Annotated in this window: 18 protein-coding genes; 17 read left to right on the top strand and 1 reads right to left on the bottom strand. The window is 57.1% G+C overall.

Going from position 1 to position 21025, the window contains the following annotated elements; all coding sequences use genetic code 11:
• Positions 1-19 precede the first annotated feature (19 nt).
• The 7 genes from WC859_04130 to nadE all read left to right on the top strand — a co-directional run bounded on the left by WC859_04130 (position 20) and on the right by nadE (position 7637).
• Positions 20-991, top strand: a complete 972-nt coding sequence (locus tag WC859_04130; protein MFA5975335.1) for a sigma-70 family RNA polymerase sigma factor — start codon at positions 20-22, stop codon at positions 989-991.
• A gap of 136 nt (positions 992-1127) precedes the next feature.
• On the top strand, positions 1128-1841 hold the full coding sequence (locus WC859_04125) for a HemK/PrmC family methyltransferase (GenBank protein MFA5975334.1): 714 nt from the start codon (positions 1128-1130) through the stop codon (positions 1839-1841).
• Positions 1838-2908, top strand: coding sequence for a hypothetical protein (locus WC859_04120; GenBank protein ID MFA5975333.1), 1071 nt, complete (start codon positions 1838-1840; stop codon positions 2906-2908). The genes WC859_04125 and WC859_04120 overlap by 4 nt, the downstream gene beginning before the upstream one ends.
• A gap of 19 nt (positions 2909-2927) precedes the next feature.
• Positions 2928-4868, top strand: coding sequence for an asparagine synthase (glutamine-hydrolyzing) (gene asnB / locus WC859_04115; protein MFA5975332.1), 1941 nt, complete (start codon positions 2928-2930; stop codon positions 4866-4868).
• Positions 4865-5113 (top strand): acyl carrier protein, encoded by a 249-nt coding sequence (locus WC859_04110; protein MFA5975331.1) that lies wholly within the window; start codon positions 4865-4867, stop codon positions 5111-5113. Before asnB ends, WC859_04110 begins: the two co-directional genes overlap by 4 nt.
• 2 nt (positions 5114-5115) lie before the next feature.
• Positions 5116-6669, top strand: coding sequence for an AMP-binding protein (locus tag WC859_04105; GenBank protein MFA5975330.1), 1554 nt, complete (start codon positions 5116-5118; stop codon positions 6667-6669).
• Positions 6666-7637 (top strand): NAD(+) synthase, encoded by a 972-nt coding sequence (gene nadE, locus WC859_04100; protein ID MFA5975329.1) that lies wholly within the window; start codon positions 6666-6668, stop codon positions 7635-7637. Before WC859_04105 ends, nadE begins: the two co-directional genes overlap by 4 nt.
• On the opposite strand, the gene WC859_04095 is transcribed toward nadE, so the two are convergent.
• The gene (locus WC859_04095) at positions 7634-8224 is read right to left on the bottom strand and encodes an NAD(P)H-dependent oxidoreductase (GenBank protein ID MFA5975328.1); all 591 of its coding nucleotides are present in this window, start codon (positions 8222-8224) and stop codon (positions 7634-7636) included. The genes nadE and WC859_04095 overlap by 4 nt on opposite strands.
• A gap of 178 nt (positions 8225-8402) precedes the next feature.
• Here WC859_04095 and WC859_04090 point away from each other — a divergent pair, with 178 nt between their 5' ends.
• The 10 genes from WC859_04090 (at position 8403) to WC859_04045 (ending at position 21024) form a co-directional block, all read left to right on the top strand.
• Positions 8403-8852 carry a hypothetical protein gene (locus tag WC859_04090; GenBank protein MFA5975327.1) on the top strand — a complete coding sequence of 150 codons (450 nt, stop codon included), beginning with the start codon at positions 8403-8405 and terminating at the stop codon, positions 8850-8852.
• Positions 8853-8893: 41 nt separating this feature from the next.
• Positions 8894-10420, top strand: coding sequence for a CHASE domain-containing protein (locus WC859_04085; protein MFA5975326.1), 1527 nt, complete (start codon positions 8894-8896; stop codon positions 10418-10420).
• A 40-nt stretch (positions 10421-10460) separates the two neighbouring features.
• On the top strand, positions 10461-11903 hold the full coding sequence (locus tag WC859_04080) for a glycosyltransferase family 39 protein (protein ID MFA5975325.1): 1443 nt from the start codon (positions 10461-10463) through the stop codon (positions 11901-11903).
• The gene (gene mtgA, locus WC859_04075) at positions 11878-12591 is read left to right on the top strand and encodes a monofunctional biosynthetic peptidoglycan transglycosylase (GenBank protein MFA5975324.1); all 714 of its coding nucleotides are present in this window, start codon (positions 11878-11880) and stop codon (positions 12589-12591) included. The genes WC859_04080 and mtgA overlap by 26 nt, the downstream gene beginning before the upstream one ends.
• 12 nt (positions 12592-12603) lie before the next feature.
• Positions 12604-13914, top strand: a complete 1311-nt coding sequence (locus tag WC859_04070) for a flippase (GenBank protein MFA5975323.1) — start codon at positions 12604-12606, stop codon at positions 13912-13914.
• A gap of 194 nt (positions 13915-14108) precedes the next feature.
• Positions 14109-14570, top strand: coding sequence for a hypothetical protein (locus tag WC859_04065; GenBank protein MFA5975322.1), 462 nt, complete (start codon positions 14109-14111; stop codon positions 14568-14570).
• Positions 14571-16061 carry a 23S rRNA (uracil(1939)-C(5))-methyltransferase RlmD gene (gene rlmD, locus WC859_04060; protein MFA5975321.1) on the top strand — a complete coding sequence of 497 codons (1491 nt, stop codon included), beginning with the start codon at positions 14571-14573 and terminating at the stop codon, positions 16059-16061.
• Positions 16058-17647: a glycoside hydrolase family 2 TIM barrel-domain containing protein gene (locus WC859_04055; GenBank protein ID MFA5975320.1), complete on the top strand. Its 1590-nt coding sequence runs from the start codon at positions 16058-16060 to the stop codon at positions 17645-17647. Before rlmD ends, WC859_04055 begins: the two co-directional genes overlap by 4 nt.
• A 162-nt stretch (positions 17648-17809) precedes the next feature.
• Positions 17810-20476 (top strand): hypothetical protein, encoded by a 2667-nt coding sequence (locus tag WC859_04050; protein MFA5975319.1) that lies wholly within the window; start codon positions 17810-17812, stop codon positions 20474-20476.
• Positions 20473-21024 (top strand): type II secretion system protein, encoded by a 552-nt coding sequence (locus WC859_04045; protein ID MFA5975318.1) that lies wholly within the window; start codon positions 20473-20475, stop codon positions 21022-21024. The genes WC859_04050 and WC859_04045 overlap by 4 nt, the downstream gene beginning before the upstream one ends.
• The last annotated feature ends 1 nt before the right edge of the window (position 21025 follow it).

The raw sequence follows: 21025 nt of genomic DNA, 5'->3' as shown, positions 1-21025 counted from the left end.
TCAGGCGAGGAAAATACCAATGAGCCTCAACCCCATTCTTTACATCGAAGACGAAGAGGATTATCAAATTCTCGTCAAACGCATTCTGGGTCATGCCGGTTTGGAGATTGTTATTGCAGACACCGGCAAACAGGGCTTGGCGCTCTTGCAGGAATGCCGGCCCGGCATGCTGATCCTCGACATTAATCTTCCGGACACCGACGGTTATTCGATTTGCCATCAGTTGCGTCAGGATCCGGCCTGGGAAGATCTTCCGATTCTCCTGTTGACGGTTCGCCGGCGACCGGAGGAGTGGCTGCGAGGGTTCTCCAGTGGCGCCAATGATTACATCTCCAAACCGTTGAACCCGCCTGAGCTTATCGAGCGCGTCGTCAACTGCCTGGAAGGCAAATCACAGCGGTTTAAGTCCGGGGCAACCGCGGAGTACCAACTCATTCAGGCCGCTTCTTCCGGGAATCGCGCGGCCTTCGACATTTTGATTCAGCAATACAAACCACGACTCATCGAAAGCATGCGGCAAACATCTCGAGACGAAACCGAGGCGGAAGACGTTGTCTCGTATGCTTTTATAAAGGCCTTCGAGAGACTTCATACGTTCCGCGGGGAAGCTTCTTTCTATACGTGGCTTTACCGCATCGCGCTAAATGAAGCGATGGCCAGAGGGAAGAAAGAAACTCTTTCAATTGAGGAATTGACCCGCGGAGATGAAACGTTTCTCCCGGCCGCGCTCACGGAGCGGGATTCCGTTCATCAGGAATTAGCTGACCAGGATTCGGTTGCCCATGTCCACGAGGCGTTGAGCCGGGTCCCGGAGCCCTATCGCCGGATGTTGGAACTGTTTTTCTTGAACAACCTGTCCTATGACCAGATCGCTCAACGGCTTCGGGTTCCGGAAGGAACCGTGATGTCCCGCCTATATAAAGCCCGCCGGCTGTTGAAGGAAGCCTGGGAACAAAAACAGGCGCCCGTGGGGGTGTCTGGAGCAGCTTAAAAGAGACATTGTGAAAGAGTGAAATCCCTTATAATCTTCTAAACAGTGGGGCGGCGTACGGAAACCGTTATTTCCCCAAAAATATTAAAAGCGCCCAGGAGAACATTCTCTTCATTCTGGTTGATCCGGTATCGATATGTCTGAGGAAATTCAAAAAAAGAAAACGGGAGTCCCGCGGGAGTATGTTCTAGGAAAAGCGGATTTCATGGAACATCCCTTTGAATGTACTCCTGACACATTGATTCCGAGAAACGAGACGCGGGTTCTTGTGGACACCGCGCTACAGGCGATTCTAGAGAAAGAGGCCTTTGAAAAAGAGCTTCTTTTAATAGAGATTGGAACGGGCTGCGGGAATATCGCCGCCTCCATCGCCATGGGGTCGAAACAGGTCAGGATTCTCGCTTCCGATATCAGCCCGAAGGCAGTGGCGATCGCCCAGCGCAATATCGATGCCTACAAGCTCGGGGACAGGGTTTCTTTATTTTGCGGCGATTTGTTCTCCCCTTTTCAGGACAAAGGATACGAAGGGAAAATCGACTTTATCGTATGCAATCCTCCCTATATCCCCACGGCTTCCCTGGAAAAACTGGCTTCTGAAATCATTGACCACGAGCCGCGCGTCGCGCTGGACGGCGGGCCGTATGGCATCAATATCTTCAGGGGATTAATCGCTGGCGCCTTGAGCCTGCTGAAGCCCAGTGGAATGCTTTTCTTCGAAATTGGCGAACGGCAGGAAAAACTGGCCGCGCGGCTTATTGAAAAAAATGGGGGGTATGAAGATATTTCATATTTCGAATACGAAGGAGCCATTCGCGTTCTGAGAGCCAAAAAACGGGGAGTCATCGCATGACCTGTACCGTGATACCGCTGCGGATGGCTGACCACCGTGAGGATCTGATCCGTCTTTGGACGAACTTTAACAATCTGCGCATCGCGGGCAAGGAAGGGGAACGCCTGAGCTGGTTTTACGACCAGAACCCTCTGGGACCGGCAAAAACCTGGCTGGTGGTCGACGACAACGATAACCGGATTATCGGTTGCGGGTCTATTTTCCCTACCAATAAACACGTGAATGGCCGCCTGCTGAAGGCTGGAGTACCCTCCGAGTTCGCGGTTGAATCCACGCGACGGACCGCGGGGCCCGCGGTAGCCCTCCAACGCGCTCTGCTGGCCGGCTATCCATCGGAAGGATTCGAATTCCTGATCGGGGCCGCCAATCACAAGTCGCTGCCTGTCTGCCTGCGGGTGGGATATCGCTCGATCGGGACCGCCACCCGCTGGGTCAAGCCTCTCCAAGGCGAGTACTGGCTTTCCCGCTATTTGAAGAGTCCGTTCTTGACGAAGGCCGCCGGCTTCCTTGTGACCTGCGCGTTCGCTCTTTTAGACCGCCGGCACTTTACGGAGAGGGGCTCTGTGTGGTCGTGCGAAGACCTTGAAAAAGTCGATGAGCGATTTGATGATCTCTGGAACCGGGGCAAACATCTCTGCCGTATCGCCGGCGAAAGGAACGCCCGTTACTTGAACTGGCGCTATACGGCTTGTCCGGAAAGAAAATACCGCTTTTACGTCCTGCTGGACCGCGACGATCAACGCCTGTTGGCTTATTTGGCTTATTCGATAAACGGACAAGAGGTGACGGTTGCCGATGTGTTCGGCGAGACTCCACAGAGCACCGCGATCGATGCGCTTCTGCTTCGGTTCTCGGATCGCATGCGAGCCGAGGGCCGGCATTCGCTGGCCCTCACCTATTTTGGGAACACGGTATTCGAAAAACACCTGCAACGACTCGGTTTTTTCCGCCGAGAAAAGAGCCAGACAGTTGTGCTGCACGCGGGCTCGGCTCTCCCCGAGGACATCCGAACCACACTTTCCAGCGCTGACCATTGGTGCCTGTTCAGCGGGGAGATGGATGTATGACGCGCCATAGGGCCCCCTTATGTGCGGAATAGCGGGGGCGCTGCATCTGGATGGCGCGAAGGCAGACGCCAGTCTCCTTCGCCGGATGATTGAGAAGATTCCATACCGCGGTCCTGATGACTCCGGTGTTTACACGGATCAACAGGTCGGTTTGGCCCACGTCCGGCTGAGCATCCTTGACCTGGCCGGCGGACACCAGCCCATGCATGACGACTCCGGATCCCTTTCGATCACATTTAACGGCGAAATTTTCAATTATAAAGAACTAAGAGAGGAATGGCTCCGCAAGGGACATCGCTTCGCGACGCACTCCGATACGGAGGTGATTCTGCATCACTATGCCGAAAAAGGGGAGAAGTGCGTAGAGGATTTTAACGGCCAGTGGGCCTTTGCCATCTGGGACAAGAAGAAGCGGAAGCTCTTCCTCTCGCGCGACCGGCTCGGAGTCCGGCCGCTTTTCTATACGCTCCAGGACCGGACCTTTCTCTTTGCTTCGGAGATGAAATCGCTCCTGGCCTATCCGGGAATGCCCCGCCAGATAGACCCTGTCGCTCTTGATCAAATTTTTACCTACTGGTCCGCGTTGCCGCCCAGGACCATTTTTAAAGGAATTCAGGAACTTCCTCCGGGGACCTCGCTTACCGTTCAAAACGGAACGTGTAAGACTCAACGCTACTGGCAGCTCAACTATCCTTCGGATGGCCACAGACCTGGAGGGCCCAAAACGGATCAGGAGTATACGTCGCGCCTGATGGAGCTGCTGGTGGACGCCGCGCGCCTCCGTCTTCGCGCGGACGTGCCGGTGGGAGCGTATTTAAGCGGCGGGCTTGATTCGAGCGTTATCGCCGCTGTGATTAAAAAATGCACGGACACTCCGCTCAAAACATTCTCGGTCGCCTTCGATGACCCGGAATTTGATGAGTCCTCTTATCAGAAGGAAGTCAGTAACGCCCTGGGCGTCGAGCGTCATGAAGTGCGCTGTACCCATGAGGCCATTGGCCAGGTCTTTCCGCGGGTCATCTGGCAAACGGAAAGACCGATCCTTCGAACGGCCCCTGCCCCGCTTTTTATCCTCTCGGAGCTGGTTCGAGACAACGGCTACAAGGTCGTCCTCACGGGCGAAGGCTCGGACGAGATGCTGGGCGGCTATGACATTTTCAAGGAAGCCAAGATTCGCCGGTTCTGGGGCGCGCGTCCGGATTCCAAGATCCGGCCGCTGCTCCTGAAAAAATTGTATCCGTATCTCCCCAGACTGCAAATGCAGTCGACGGAGTATCTCAAAGCGTTCTTCCGGGTGGATGAACAAGATCTCTCGAGCCCGTTTTTCTCGCACCTCCCGAGATGGGGACTGACCTCCATGCTCAAGATGTTTTTCTCCGATGACCTGCGGGCGGAGCTCCGCCGGGCTGAACCTCTCCCGCCGCTGGAGGCCGATTTGCCGGAGGACTACTTCCGCTGGGATCCCTTGTGCCAGGCCCAGTACCTCGAGTCCGCCTATCTGCTGCCGGGCTACATCCTCTCGTCACAAGGCGACCGGATGGCGATGGCTCATTCTATCGAAGGCCGATTTCCCTTTTTGGATCACCGGGTCGTCGAATTTGCGGCCTCTATCCCGCCGCGGCTCAAAATGAAAGCCTTGAATGAGAAATATATCTTGAAGCGCGGCTCGGAAGGCCTTATCCCGGATTCGGTCAGGAACAGGCCCAAACAGCCTTACCGGGCTCCGGAAGGAAAGAGTTTTTTCACGGCAGGGAAGGGCCGCGATTACGTGGAGTCGCTCTTAAGCCCGGATCGCATTCAAAAGAGCGGGCTCTTCCAGCCCGCCGCTGTAGAGAAACTGGTGGACAAATTCCGGCGCGGCCGGGCCATCGGGATCAAAGATAACATGGCACTGGTGGGGATCCTTTCCTCTCAACTCGTGTCAAATCAATTCGTTGAAAACCTAGGAGCGCAATCATGAAAGAGAATCTGCGGAAGTTCATTGTCGACAACTTTTCGTTCGGCCAGAGTGATGTCAAATTTTCCGATGACGAGTCCCTGCTGGAAAAAGGGCTGATCGACTCAACGGGAGTACTGGAGCTGGTGACGTTCCTCGAGACGAAGTATAAAATCCATATCGAGGACAATGAGTTAATCCCCGACAATCTGGATTCGATCGAGAAGATGATTCGGTTTGTAAACAGGAAAGTGGGCAAGGAGGCTTAACCATGCAAGTCGAAGACTTCCTGGAAGACAGCGCCCGCCGCTCGAGTGGCAAGACGGCCCTCGTGGCCGGCCTTCGCCGGCTGACATACAGGGAGCTTGACGAGCAGTGCAATCGGCTGGCGCAGGCCCTGGCGGCCGAAGGGGTGAGCCGCGGCGACCGGGTCGTCATCTATCTGGAAAACTCCGTCGAGGCGGTTGTTTCCATTTTTGCCGTTTTGAAAGCGGGGGCGGTGTTCGTGGTCGTCAATCCCACGACCAAGGCGGACAAGCTGCGCTACCTGGTGGCCAACTGCGCTGCTGTGGCCTTGATCACCCATGCCGCCAAGCTCGAGGCGGCTCGTGAAAGCCTCCAGGAACCTTCCCTTAAAGCTGTATTCGTTGATGGAACGGTAGAGGAGCAGATCAAGGGCATCGCGAAATCCGTGCGGCCTCTGGGGGAAATTCTTCAAGACAAGCGGACCGTGAATCCCCTGCCAAAGCGGTGCATTGATGTCGATTTGGCGGCCCTGATCTATACGTCGGGGTCCACCGGCGGGCCCAAAGGGGTGATGCTGACTCATCTCAACATCGTCTCCGCCGCCACATCCATTACCACTTATCTTGAGAACACGCCCGACGATATTATCCTGAATGTCCTTCCGCTGTCGTTCGACTACGGGCTTTATCAGGTCCTCATGGCTTTCAAGATCGGCGGAACGGTGGTCCTGGAACGTTCGTTCACCTATCCGGCGGCCTGTCTGGACAAGATTGTCCAGGAGAAGGTCACCGGGTTTCCGGTTGTCCCGACCATCGCCGCGATACTGCTTCAGATGGATTTCTCGAAATGGGACCTCTCCAGCCTGCGGTACATGTCCAACACAGCCGCGGCGCTCCCGACCGACCACATCGTGAAACTGCGAAAACTTTTTCCTTCGGTCAGGCTTTATTCGATGTACGGTCTGACGGAATGCAAGCGCGTTTCCTATCTGCCTCCGGATCAGATTGACCTCCGGCCCGGCTCGGTGGGCCGCGGGATGCCGAATGAAGAGGTCTATATTGTGGATGAGCAGGGGAACCGCGTGGGACCGGGCGTGGTGGGCGAGCTGGTGATTCGCGGATCGAATGTCATGAAGGGCTACTGGCAAAAACCGGAAGAGACCGCAAAGGTTCTCAAGCCCGGACCTTTCCCGTGTGAAAATGTCCTCTATTCGGGCGATCTCTTCCGAACCGATGAAGAAGGATACCTCTACTTCGTCGGCCGCAAAGATGACATCATTAAAACGCGCGGCGAGAAAGTCAGCCCCAAAGAAGTGGAAGATATTCTTTATTCGCTGCCCGGGGTCGTCGAGGCCGCCGTGATCGCGGTGCCGGATCCCATTTTGGGAAGTTCGATCAAGGCCGTACTCGTCACGAAGAAAGGTGTCCCGTTGACCGAGAAAGATGTCTTGCGCCACTGTGCCAGCCGGATGGAGGATTTTATGGTACCCAAGTTTGTCGAGTTTCGAGATGAACTTCCGAAAACGCCGAGCGGCAAGATTGCCAAGCGACTTTTGACCACGCCAACGGAGCGCCCATGAAAACTTCATTTTCTAAAGATGTCTTGACGTTGGATGCTCCCAGGGAAGCCGACCGGATCGCCGCGGCGATCCGCGAACAAATCGGGCAACAACTCAAGCGAAAAGGCGCGGTTGTAGGCCTGTCCGGGGGAATTGACAGCAGCGTTGCGGCAGCTTTGTGCGTCCGCGCCCTCGGGGCCGACCGGGTCCTGGGCCTTTTGATGCCGGAGGCGGATTCTTCGCCGGAGAGCCTGCGGCTGGGGCGCGAGCTCGCCCAATCACTCGGGATAACCGCCATCCTCGAAGATGTATCCCCGCTTTTGAAAGCCGCCAGATGTTACCAGCGGCGCGATGTGGCGATTCGCTCGCTCATCCCGGGATACACGGAAGACTACAAATGCAAACTGGTCCTGCCAAGTATCACAGAGGAATCGGCCTATGCGGTCTCCTCCGTCGTGGTGCAGTCGCCGGCGGGGGTTCAAACAAAAGCCCGCGTGACCGCCCAGGCCTATCGGGAAATTATCGCGGCCATGAACTTCAAACAGCGCGTGCGAATCATGATGGAGTATCACCATGCCGACCGGCTCCAGTATGCGGTGATAGGAACACCTAATCGGCTGGAATACGATCTTGGGTTCTTTGTCAAGAATGGAGACGGCGCCGCGGATCTCAAGCCGATCGCCCATCTGTACAAGACGCAGGTTTATCAGCTGGCCGCCTACTTCAACATCCTCCAGGAGATCCAGAGCCGCCCGCCAACAACGGATACATACTCGTTGGAGCAATCCCAGGAAGAGTTCTACTTTTCGCTACCGCTCGCCCAGATGGACTTGTGCCTTTACGGAAAGGACCACCACGTCCCTCCGGCAGAGCTGGCCGCGGCCCTCGGCTTGACGGAAGGGCAAGTGACGCAGGTGTATCAGCAGATTGACTCCAAGCGGAAGGTGTCGGGGTATCTCCACGCGCCGCCTTTATTAATCCAGCCTTAAGGGAATAAACGCGTCATGGTCGTGCGAACGGTTTGGAGCCATTCGTCGCGCTGGGCCGGAGTGCTGGTGACCACCACCCGGAAAATCTCGCGGTGATAATTTGTAACGCCGCATAAACCGAAAACGCAATTTTTCCAGATCGTTTCCAGCGGATCGCCAAAAACAGAGTCTTCCCGGGCCTTCGGCGTATTGGCTGTATTGAAAACAACCGCGGCCTTGGCTTTCATCAGGCCGACGGGAACGCCCTCCCCTGAATCGTTCGTCACAAACCGGTAGGCCTGGCCCGCGCGTAGGACCCGGTCGATCCAGCCGGTCAGAATCGCCGGCGGCTGGCCCCACCAATTGGGATGGACGATCACGATCCCGTCCGCTGAAACGATTTCCTTCCCCTGCGCAACGATGACCGGATGGAGCGTCGCACCGGGGAGTTCTTCGCCTTTGCGAAAGAGGGGATCGAACTTCTCGGTATACAGATCATGGAAATGGACCTCGTGACCGCGCTGCCGCAGTTCATCAGCGGCAGCTTCGGCGATGGCGTGATTAAAGCTTTGCGGATTCGGATGCGCTAAAATAATTGAAATGTTCACCTTCGCCTCCTATTCTCTATTGTTGCGACCATCGCTCACCAAATACAAAGGTGGCGATGGCCCGTACAAAGCGCTTGCGCGTTGTCCGGGTGGCCGGACTTATCGGCAAATTGGTTTGCCCTTTCAGGCGAACCATACCGATGGTTGGTTGATTTTATCTAAAATGACTTCATCCGCTATGGTTTTTCACCTTCATTTCTATTCCCTGCCCCTGAACGAGACGCGCCAGCTGCCGGCGGACTCCGCGTCCGTGCCGGCGTTCATCCAGGCCAGCGGCAAATCCCTTGGGACTATGGAATTTAAAGCCGGAGAAGCGATCCTGTTTTTGAGCGCCGCAGAAGATCTGACGGGACTGGAACTGATGGGGCTCCTCGAATCTCCGATCAGGGAAACCGAGCCGTCCGATGACTATCCCTTCGGCGGGATGGAGGCCGAGGAGATCCGGGCTGTCCGGGCCGCGATCGACGCCGTGTTGGGACAGATGGACGAGGAAACCGCCGGCCTGGCGCATATGGCGGAAGCGCATGATTTAACACCCGAACGGCTCCTGGCGTTGCTGAAAGTCCTCCACCAAATTATGGGTGAAGGACTTGAGGCGGGGGGAGAATTCGTGACCCTCTATAGTTAAAGTTTCCTCTCTTTTCCAAACGAAGGTGCTAGAATAGCCCCATGCCAGAGGCTCCCACCAGCCGTCTTCCAGCGGCCCGCCCAGCCTTATTTTCTTATGTCATCACCGGCCTGGCGGCGCTTCTCACCTTATCGGCGATGCTTTACGTCCGGCGAGTCACGCTGACCTCTGAGCAAACGCGCGTGTCTTCTTACTTCCTCGATACGCAGCAAAACATCCAGCCCAAGCTCGATGGCTATCTGGCGGCGCTTCGCGCGGCGGCCGGGTTCATCCAGGTCAATCCCAAGGTCACCGCCGCCCAGGTGCGCCGTTTCACGCAGCAGCTGGATTTGGAAAAACGTTACCCGGGCCTGCTCAGTCTGGGATTCGTCAAATACCAAAAACCAGCCGCTCGAAACGCCCAAGTGGGCCGCCGCACCCGAATTTTGCCGGGCAACACCCTCTCCTCAGACCCGGTCCGCCGAACGGCGATGGAGCGGGCCCGGGATACAGGCGCAGCCTCGGCTTCCGGCCGGGTTTCTCTTCCTCCTGAAATCGATAAGAATCGGTCCTCCGGTTTTTTCATTTATCTGCCCGTGTATACCGCCAAAGCACCTACCGGCACCCCGGAGCAGAGACGGCGGGCGCTGATTGGATTCGTTTCTGCGGCCTTTCGCGGCGACGATCTTTTACACGGCATTTTCCGCAAGGATTCCGAAGAACATTTTGACTACGCCCTTTATGATGGGGATCAAGCGGTCGACTCGAAGCTTTTGGCGCGCTCCGCTGAGCAACCAAAAGGATGGTTTCAGCGCGCTCGTTTCCGGTCCCTCCAGCCCCTGGAGATAGCGGGCCGCTCCTGGACCCTCGAACTTCGATCGCGTGTCCCCTTTGCGTTTTCCACGGTCTGGATCGGGCCCCTGTTCGTCGGCCTGGCCGGCTTTTTGACCAGCTGGCTGCTCTTTATCGCGCTGCGCATGAGCGAACGCAGGGCCCAGGCCTCTGATCAGAAAAGCGCGGAGCTCCAGCAGCTGAACAAAAATCTGGAACAGCGCTTTCAGGAGTTGGAGACGTTGTTCAGGGTCATGCCGGTCGGCATCGGCACAACCGAGGGCACCGAAGGCGAGCTCGTTTCGGGGAACCCTTATCTGGCGCATCTGCTGGGGCAAGAACCGGACGCTCCCCTGACCAAATCCTATCGGATCCTGCGCCAGGAAGACGAGGAGTTCCTGGCTGACGAACTCCCCATGCCGATGGCCGCGCGCACCGGCGAAGACGTACCCGGGATCGAATGTGACGTCGAACGCGCGGATGGATCGCGGCGCCATCTCTTATGCAGCGCCACCCCGTTGTTCAATCCGGACGGGACGGCCCGGGGCAGCCTGGGCGTTTTTACGGATATCACGGAGCAGAAACAAGCCCGGGAAGACCTCCAGCATTCAAGAGATGAACTTGAGAAGCTGGTTCTCAAACGCCTCGCCGAACTTCATAAAACGAACCAGGCGCTGACGGCTAAGGTTGAAGAACTTTCCAAATCCGCTCCGGATAAAACGGACGTGCCGAAAATCATCGCCCACTTCGATCCCTGATTCCTTCGGACGTATAACCCTGAAATCCTTTCCATCCCTCATGAAAAAAACATCGACCCTTGCGCTTATTATTGGTTGGAGCCTGCTGGTTCATTGGCCGGGGATTACCTCGCCGCTCCTGGACTATCACGCGCACCGCCAATGCCAGACCGCCTCCATGGCGCGCAACTATTTTCGCCACGGCATGCATTTCCTCAAACCGGAAGTGGATACCAACGGACCGGCGGTCTGGACAGGGACGGAGTTCCCGCTTTACAGCTACGGCGTGGCGATGCTCTACAAGCTCTTCGGGTTTCACGAAATTCTGGGACGGCTGCTGAGTATCGCGCTCACCGCCTGGTCCGCTGTTTTCCTGTATGGGCTTGTCCGCCGGCGTCTCGGGGAGACCGTCGGCCTCTGGAGCGCTCTCATCATGTGCGCGATCCCGGTCCACATTTACTTCACGCGCACCGTGCAGCCGGAGTCCATGGCGCTCTGGGCCTTTCTGGGATTCGTCTATTATCTGGACCGGCGACTGGCCGGAGAAGGCCGTCTGTGGGACTGGCCGGTTTTGATCGCCCTGGGAGCGCTGGGGCCGCTCCTGAAGCTGCCCTTCCTGTACCTGGTGGGAGGCCTCTGGCTTATTCTGGGTATCGAATACCGGCGAATCTTCCACCCCGGCTATTGGGGGGCGCTGATCGCGATAATCGGACTCACCGCGGCCTGGTATCACTACGCCCGGCAGGCGCCGGTGCAGGTGCTTCCGCTCGGGGCGGGAGAGCATTGGCAGAACTTAAAGGTTCTGCTGCAGCCGGATTTCTGGCAGGCGAAATTCATCTCGCGCTTCCCCGAGATCGACACGACTTACAGCGGGCTGCTCCTGGGAGCGATCGGGGTGCGGAGCTTATGGCGGTCTGCGGATCAAAAGCAGTCCCGGGATAACCGTCTCTTCTTTACGGGCTGGTGGCTCATCACCGCCGCTTACATCGTGCTTCTCGGCGCTTATGGATGGACCCACAAATACACCGACATCCCCTGGGCGCCCATTAACAGCATATTCATCGCTCTGGGCGTGTTAACAGCGTGGCGGTGGGCAACGTCTTCCGGGGGAAGGCGGGCCCTGGTGATCCTCCTGATCCTTGGAATTCCCGTGCATGCTGCGCTGCGCATCAAACACTGGTATCGCCTGGAACGGTTATGGTTATACCCGGCTCATGACCTTCTGCAGCGTATCAGCCACCCCGGGGACCTTGTGCTCACCAACACCCGAGAAACACCCGTCCTTCTCTATTACATCGACCGCTGCGGATACTGCGTGAATCTGGATACCGCCTCCCAGGTTGAAGTCGATCAATGGCTACCCAAAGTCCGTTTTTTTCTCACCCCGGTCGAGGGGAGCTGGACCCGTCATCCGGAGTGGGCTGCCTTCTTTGAAAAACGGGCGCGCCGGATCCGCAGCGATCCCGAGTATTGCCTCTATGAAGTTCGCCCGCCGCTCTCTTAACGTCATCCGCCGGGCTGTCCTCCTGAGTCTGGCAGGATGCTTGATTTACCTTCTGTGGCTGCCCAACGTCTACGCGCTGCGAAAGCATCACCCCGCGCAAAGCGCGTTCATGCGGCTCCGGGAAAACCAGGCTTTAAAGAACGGGCGGCATTTGAAGCCGCTTCTGATCTGGCGGGATCTCCGGAGTATTTCTCCCAATCTCATTCATGCTGTTTTGTTGGCGGAAGACGACACGTTTTATCAGCATCACGGTTTCGATTTTAAACAGATGCGGATCGCCCTGAAGACCAACTGGGAAAAACGCCGCTTCGCTTACGGAGGAAGCACGCTGACGCAGCAGCTGGCGCGGACGCTTTATCTGTCGCCCCGCAAGAGCCTGCTTCGGAAGGCCAAAGAAGCGCTCATCACCATCGAGTTGGAGTTGTTCCTCAGCAAGTCTCGCCTTCTGGAGCTTTACCTCAATTACGCGGAATGGGGGCGCGGGATCTATGGAGCGGAGGCCGCCGCACAAACGTATTTCAACACCTCCGCCAGCGATCTCACCCCGGACCAGGCGGTGGCATTGGCATCCATCCTGCCAAGCCCCAGGCGATGGAGTCCGATGAGCGAACGCGCCTTCATGTCCCGCCGCCGGGCGCAACTCAATGAACGCATGCGGCGGGAAGGCTACCTGCCGGACGAATTTTAATAGAATGGGCCTATGCGGAATTTTACGTCTAAACTGATCGGCGAAGGCGGTGTCCGTGTTTTTTCCGCCCTGTTCATTTTCCTGCTGGCACGCACCCTCGGCGCCGCTGCTTTTGGCTTTTATTCCACCGCGTTTGCCTTCGCCTCCCTTTTCCTGATCGTCGTTGACCTGGGCCTGAATTCCATTGTTACGCGGGAAATCGCGCGCCACGCGCCTGAACGGACCGCCATTCTGCGCTCGGCCAACACGATTAAATTTTCCGCCGCTCTGCTGGCGATTGTCTGCGTCCATTTCCTCTCCGGGGGGTACCCCTTTGCCCGAACGCATCGCTTGCTGGTCGATACCGTCGCGATCATGGTGGTGACCTACAGCCTCATCGATTATATGGGAGCGGCGCTGGCCGGCAAAGAAGAGATGGGATGGGAAGCTTGCCTGCGGACGCTGTGCCGCATGATCGTTGCCACCTGCGGCATACTCGTTCTGTACCGAACGAGATCGCTCATCCATGTCACCCTGTCCATGAGCATCGCCTCTGTTTTCAGCCTGGGGCTGGGGATGGTGATTTTACGGGCGCGCTTCGGCGGGTTCCCTCTGGGATGGGACAGCGTCATGGCCCGGCGGCTTTTCTCCAGCAGCCTGCCGCTTCTGGGTTCCGTCGTTTTCTGGATCCTCTACGACAACCAGGACATCCTGCTGCTGAATCACTACCATGTGGCCGCCAAAGACATCGGGCTTTATGTGTCCGCCACTAAAATTATCGATGTGCTCAAGGTCGCGCCGGTCCTTTTAGCGGGCGCTTTCTTCCCGGCCTTATCGCGCTACGCGCATGAGCACGAATCCTTTCTCAACAACACGCGCGCCCTGCTGGCGTACGCGATCCTTCTCCTGTTCGTCATCGCCGGCAGCGCCTTTCTGGCAGCCCCTTTTCTGGAAACCCTCCTCTACGGCCCCCAGTTCAGCGAGGCGACACCTCTGCTGCGGATTCTACTGGTGGCGTTTGCGGCGGTTTTCTTGAATCATCTTTGCCTGCAACTCCTGATCGCCAAAGACTGTGAACGCCAATTGCTGCTGGGAACGGTGATCGCGTGTGTGAGCAAGCTGTTGTTCAACATCTGGCTGATCCCGCGCTACGGGACACACGGCGCCTGCTATTCTCTGGTCGCCAGCGCGTTTATCTATCTGGCCTTCCAGGCGAGGATTCTGACCCAGGCGGTTCCGGGGCTGCTGCTGGATCCGTTGACCCTTCTGAACCCCTGGTCATTGATTCGGGAAGATTCGAAAGGAATAATAAAGAGATTCCGTGAAGGGGGCGGGGCGCCATGAAACCCATCGAAAAGCCATATGAATGCTTGTCGATCGAGCACGTGAATTGCGAGAATGGGGAGGAGTAAGCGGCGCTTATCGGCGACGGTTGCGACGCAGCAGTCGCCGGCGGATTCGGGCGGTTCGTTTCAGCATACTGAAGCTATAACCTGAAAAGAGTTTTTTTGCAATAGACCATTAAGGGAGGACTCATTATGAAACGAGAACTAGTTGCTCTATTGGTTTTGGCATTTCTGGCTTATCCCATTCCCCGCCTCTGTGCTGAAGAACCGAAGACGGATTCCACGCTGACCCAGTATCTGGAGCAGCTCCAGGTGAAGCTCGAACATGCGGCGGAGCGGGTCAACAAACCCAACGCGAGCGGCTCCAGCGTAGTCGGCTTACGCGGCGCCAAACAGGAACCCTTATCCCATCAGCTTTATTGGAAGGGAAAAAAGGGGGACACGCCGGTAACCCTCGACGAAGTCAAACTCCTGCGCCAGGCCGTCGAACAGGCACGCGCCGGGCAAAAGACCGAAGCGATTATCGCGCTCCAGTCGTTTGAAAAGAAATATCCCAAGAGCGCGCTTCTTCCGGATGCTCAGGTGACACTCCAGCAGCTCAGCGCTCAGGTCCCGCCGGCCAGCGTGGCGGTTTCGACATCGTCCGCACAGTAATTGGACCGTTCAGGCGAGCGAGTCACACTCGATATTGAGCGGCTCTCGCTCGGCGGCGAAGGCGTGGGGCGTTTAAACAAGCGCGTGATCTTTGTTCCCTACGCCGCGCCCGGAGACCGGCTTGACGTTCAAATCACCGAAACCCACGCGCGATATGCTCGCGCGCAGATCCTTCACGTTCTCAACCCTTCCCCCGATCGTATTACGCCTCCCTGCCCGTATCACTTCCAGTTACAAGTGCCAAGCAGCCGTTGTTGCGGCGGCTGCAACTGGCAGCATCTGCGCTATGACGCTCAGCTCGAAACCAAACGCGCGTTGGTCCAGGAGACGCTGGAGCGGCTGGGAGGGCTGGGCCGGATTCCCGTGAAGCCGGTGCTGGGGATGAAGGACCCCTGGCGCTATCGCAACAAAGTTCAGCAACCGGTGGGCTGGGATTGTCAAACGCGCCGGATGATCTCCGGTTTTTTCAGCCCCGGCACGCACGATATCTTCCCGATCGAAGACTGCCTGGTGCAGCCGGAACTCTCCGTGCGAATTTTAAACCGCACACGCCAACTTTTAGAGCACCACCGATTGCCAGCCTATGATGCCCTACGGTACACCGGCTGGATCCGGCACCTCTTGGTTCGAACGACGACCCCCAAGTCGTCATTTCCCGCAGCCACCCCAACGTCATTCCCCCCGGCCACTGGGGGGGAATCCAAGGATGAAACGACTTCCTGGATCCCCCGCCAGACCCCGCGGGGGATGACTGAACAAGCGGCTTTAATCTTCGTTTCCCGCACACCTGATTTCCCGCATGAGCAAGAGATCATCCAGACCTTGCTCCAGGAATTTCCCCAGCTGACCGGTGTTTATCAAAACGTCAATCCGGCTCGAACCAACGTCATCATCGGCCGGCGGTGGCGCAAGCTGACCGGCGCTGATTTTATCGAAGAGCGGCTGGGCCGGTTGACGTTCCGGCTCTCGCCGGGATCTTTCTTTCAAGTCAACAGCCGCCAGGCGGAGGTTCTCTACAACGTTGTCCGTTCGATGGCCGGCCAGGGGAAACGCCTGCTGGATTTGTACTGCGGCGTCGGTGGCATCGCGTTGTGGCTGGCCGACCATTTTGAAGAAGTCGGCGGAGTCGAAGAAGTGCCCGGCGCGATTCAAGATGCCGGCATCAACGCCGACGTGAACGGCATTCGCAACGCGTGTTTTCGCGCGGCGCCCGTTGAAGCGTTTCTGCGCGGGCTTGACCGCTCCGCGGGGGGGCCGGCGCTGACCGTCACGCTGGACCCGCCGCGGGCCGGCTGCGATCCGGCGGTGCTTAAATCCCTTTGGACCCTGAAACCCGGACGGATCGTCTACGTTTCCTGTGACCCGGGAACGCTGGCCCGGGATTTGGGAATTCTCGCCCAAGGGGGTTACCGGGTGGAAGAGGTGCAGCCGGTCGATTTATTTCCTCAGACCGCGCACATCGAAACCGCGGTAAAATTAACCCGATTATGAAACGGTGTATTCTTTATCTGATGTTTTTTGCGACGGCGGTTTCCGCGGCCTCCCGCGTCGAAATTCGAGACAAGCGGTTTTACGTCGATGGCGAACCTTTTTACATCCGGGGCATCGGCTACTCGCCATGGCGACCGCATCAGCATCCGGGGATTTCGTACGTCGACACGAACCGCCGCTGGACCGCGATGGACTTCAAGCGCATAAAGGAGGCTCATTTCAATGTGGTCCGCACCTGGGATGCCTTAAGCCCGGAGGAGCTGGCGCTGGCGAAAAAATACGGGTTGATGGTGCTTCAGGGAATCTGGCTGGATCCGCATCAGAATTTTGCGGACCAGCACAATCAGGACTCCTGCCTCGCCCAGGTCCAGAATGTAGCGGAACAATCCAGAGATTCCGATAACGTGCTCGGATACGTGATTATGACCGAACCCTGGCCGGAAGCTGTCGTCGAATCCGGCGAACAGGAAACATTGGAGTTCTTCCGCAGGCTCAAGCGCGCCATTCAGGCCATTGATCCGCGCCCGGTCTCGATGGACAGCTGGCCGCCGCTGGCTTTCCTCGATCATCATGCTTTTGATTTCGTAACGATCAATCATTTCTCCTTCTGGCCGAAATCGCTGAATCACGCACTGGGATTTGCTGGCGTGGTCCGCTGGTTTGCCGACCATCTCGCGCAGGATCGGCCCCTGATTATCGGCGAAACAGGCGGGTACGCGGTTTCCCAATCCACGAACGGAGCGCATGGCGGAGCGGGCGGCTATTCCGAATACGACCAGAGTATCAAAGACCTGGAGAGCCTGCGCGGGGCTGTCCAGGGGCACGCGGGAGGATCCGTTCTGGTCTCCTGGATCGACACCTGGCATTACCCCACGGATCCGGACACGCACGACAACGAGCCCTGGGAGTGGGACGGGGTTCTGGCGATCCCAACGGATAGCCGGAAAGACATGGACGGCATCCCCCGGCGTGTTTATCAGGATGTCTCCTCGTTTAACGAAGCCCTGCTGTTGGAACCCAAGGCCGATCATTATTACGGGCTGGCCTCACCCATCGCTGTCGAAGCCTGCGGAGCGGACAATGTGGCGGAGATGCGCCTGAGCGTCAACGGGGGAGACTGGAAACCGCTGGAAGGATCAGGCCATGGAGGATGGCGCGGCTTTTTCTCCCTTCCCAAGCTCGCGCGCCACCGCCAGAGGGTGGCGATTCAAGCGCTGGATTCCGGAGGAAGCCAGCTGAGCACTCAGTCGGTTTCCTTTATCGCGGCGGGGGGACCGGAACAAATTGTTCTTTCGTCCCAACCGGGCGGCCGCTCGAAAGAGGCGCTGACGTTTACTGCCACCGTTACGGACGCCCGCCATGAGCCAATCGCTCAGCGCAAAGTTCATTTCGGATTTTTCTATCCGATCAGCCTCCGGGAAACACAGGGAATCTTGCTTACGGATGACCAGGGACGCGCGACTTTGACCTGCTCTCTGCCGCCGGAACCCAAGGATCAATACCTGTTTGTCGCGGCCGGCACGGACAGCCCGGACCGCGTGCGAGCCGGGGACATGCGCATCTTCCGGCTTGGCCATGAGCGCTGACGATGTAACCTCGATTTAACAATCAACGAATCCCCTCCCGTAATCGGCTCTTTTCGTGCTCCGTGTTTCCTCCCCACTTGTAAGTTCCACCGATAGGTCTTACACTTAAGCATGCCCCGTTTTTCCTCTAAATTTCTTACCAAAAACGAGGGATTTCTGTCGTTGGAATCGATTCTCGGCCTTATTCTGTTGACACTGGTCAGCCTCGCCGCCGGTATTGTCATCATTAAGACCAGCCAGCAGATTGTTCATCAGCAGCTGGCGAAGAAAGCCGCCAAGCTGGGCGAAATGGTGCAGGAATTTTACCAGGACCAGTCGATCGGAGATTTCTATAACCTTGGGCAATGGAACCGTCCAACCCCGGTTCCGGTTCAAACCTTCCTGGGGCTTGCCTATAACCCGGGCAATTTCAGGATCACAACCAATGCCCAATGCGATTCTCAATTCTCCAACTGCATGGTGACGTCAACCATCACGTGGAACGACGGGCAGAAGAACAACTCGGTCATTTTCCGGAAGAATTTCGCCGAGCGGACTCTCGCCGTCCCCAGCGGGACGGCGATGGTGTACGCGGGACCGCCATGCGGGACGCTGACCGATCCTCAGGCGATTGTGGCCGCCTGTCCCAACATGGGCTTCCCGGGCATATTAATCAGCGCGCCAACGCAAGCCAATCCAAACGTCAAAGCCCAGGCGCTGACCGGTTCGGACGGGATCGCCACGCTCGGAGGGGTTCAACTCAGCAGCGGTCCTGGCGTTACAATTCCTTTTACCGCACAAGCGCCAACGACCCCGACGGATTTCGGGACTCCCCGCTCGGATCCGAACTTTGTACAAGGGTATTACCGATCCGGCTCGACGATTGACCCGATCTACGTGGTCACAACCGACAACCTTCCTGTCCCGGTCGTATTCGGGACGCAGGCTCGAGTCGCCTTCACCCAATTTCGCAAGATGGGGCTCATCCATGGAACGGTGGCAGGTCTTCCGTGTGGCGGCGGGAGCGGTTGCACCAGCGCAGAGGTTGAAATCGCGGGGTCCACTCAGTCCGCCGTCGTGGCGGATCCGGGAGCGACCAGCGCCCAGAACGGCTACCGGCCATGCGTCCCCATTTCGGACGTTTGCCGCGTTCATGTCGATGCCTCGGGCAACTATGAATTCAATAACGTGCTGCCCCTCAACACCGTCAACCTCGCGGTGCCCGGCATCACCGGAACTCCCACGGTAATTCTGCAGAATAAGAATGAAGGGACTGTGAGTCATATTTCGGTCCCAACGGAAAATGGATTTGTCAGAGGTTATTCCGATACAACGCCTGTCCCCGTGATCTGGAACGGTTCGACGTCGGACGTTGAACAGCCTTTGCAGGCGGTCGCGATGGGGGACGTACGGATTCGCCTGACGTATGGAGCAAATCCTCAATACGCGCACCCGAATATGTCCGTGATGTATTGGCCGGCGCGTTGGTGGTCAGCGGCTCAAGAAGCAGGGTGCTTTGTATTCCCACGGACGTACGGCCCCGGCGGCCAGTATGGATCAAACACAGGCCTTTTGTATTTGAGCAATGTTGTGACAGGGAACGGGTTATGCCAGGGACTTTCAACCGCAGCCATATACGCGTGGATCCCCATGAGTTGCAATCATCACAATAGCTCGGATCCGGATTACGATCCGTACTGCCGTGACTCCGAATATGAGCGCCCGTCCTGGTCTGCCCCGGATCCGACAAACTTCCCCCAAGGCGTGTTTGGAAGAGTCAACTGCACCGGCACGATGGGGAACACAACTGATTTGACCATCAATCTGACCCCGGGCGAGACACTAACCGGCCAACTTGTGGCTGGGCCTGGTATTGGCTCTATAAGCAACCTGGTGATTTCCTATTATCAGGTTCTTGTGCACTTCTACAATCGAGATGAAAGTGTGAATACGGCTGATCCCAGCGATCCTGTAAATTACGGTCGTTTTGCGCTTCCGTCATGGGCGCGGGTTAAGTTTTGGGACATTCCTCAACATGAAACAGATATTCTTTTTCGCCTTCAGCGTCCTAATAACCTCTCCATGCCGATCAGAATTCAAGCGATAGGAACAGAAGCGACTACGGTGAGCACCTATACGTACGGCTATTCCTGTGCCCAGCCCTGCAGCCATCCGATGAACCCTCGATTAGCTGGCGAAATACCTTTTACAATTAACGGCGGTGATCAGTGCCATACACATGACCACTGTGCCACCGGGTCAAATGGAATGTCCAATGTGATTACCTCCAATGGTCTTCCCTGGGCTTCTTTCAACCAGTATCCTGTCCCAACGGCTCCCTCTTCAGATCTGGGGACTATTATCATCAGTTCCCTGACTGTGATTATGGGTAGTCCGAACAATTCTCATGGTTATGAATGCGACGCGCTTGGGTCAGGCTCTGAATACAAGATATCCGTTAATGACATCAATAGTTTTTACCTTCTCTGCAACCTCAAGGGCTACAGGGTCTATGGCCATGTCAGGGACTTTCTGGGCAATGGCCTTCAAGGTGTTTCGGTTTTTGACTACAATGTTTCCCGCAGCCAGTCCTTGGATATCTCCAACAACCCGATAACGACTGACCCCCATGGCTACTACAGCGCCTATTTTAAACCCAGCAAACCCGGCTTCACGGCCATGGTCTCCGTGGGGACAACGGGGCAGCCGCATTCGACCAGCTACGGCAACATCAACGCGGATGGAAGCGTGACCCTTCTCCTGCCCAATCCACTGACGCCCGATACGGGCCTCGAACAGAATTTCACGCTGGATACCAAGCCGCCTCCTGCCGGTGGGGGAGGGATGTGAAACTCCATCGGGCAAGATCGTGCGCCGGCTTTACGATGATCGAGTTGACGGTTTATATCGGGGTGATCGGGATCGTCGGGCTTTGGGCCGCGAATTTCATGAAAATCCCCAACAAGATCGACCAGTTCCACCAGCAGGCCCGGCTGGAGCGCAATCTCAACAGCACTCTGGACGTGATCATGAGTGATTTGAGGGAAGCCAACCCCGCCAGCATCGACGGCGTCATCGCTACGCTGCCGTCGCCTTCCATCGCCTTCCACACCCGGCCTCCATTTGATATCAACAATCCCTCCGCGACCAGCTCCACGCAAATTGCCTATGGCGTTCAAGGGAGGACGCTGGTCCGGACGGTCACGACGGGCATTTCGGCTGATTCTCAGGTTCTGTTCAAAACGGTGGATGCCTCGACGCTGACGCTGACCTTCAGCGCGGTGGCCGGCTACAATAATACGATCAATGTTCGCCTTGATCATACGGCTCCACCCACGCCTACCGCTCCGATGCCCGTGACAACAACCGTCACCCGCCGGGCCGTCACCCGGAGTTAGC

The organism is Elusimicrobiota bacterium (assembly GCA_041660185.1).
In the GTDB taxonomy this organism is placed as follows: Bacteria; Elusimicrobiota; Elusimicrobia; order 2-01-FULL-59-12; family 2-01-FULL-59-12; genus JBAZWU01.
This window is presented reverse-complemented; position numbering and strand designations above follow the sequence as displayed.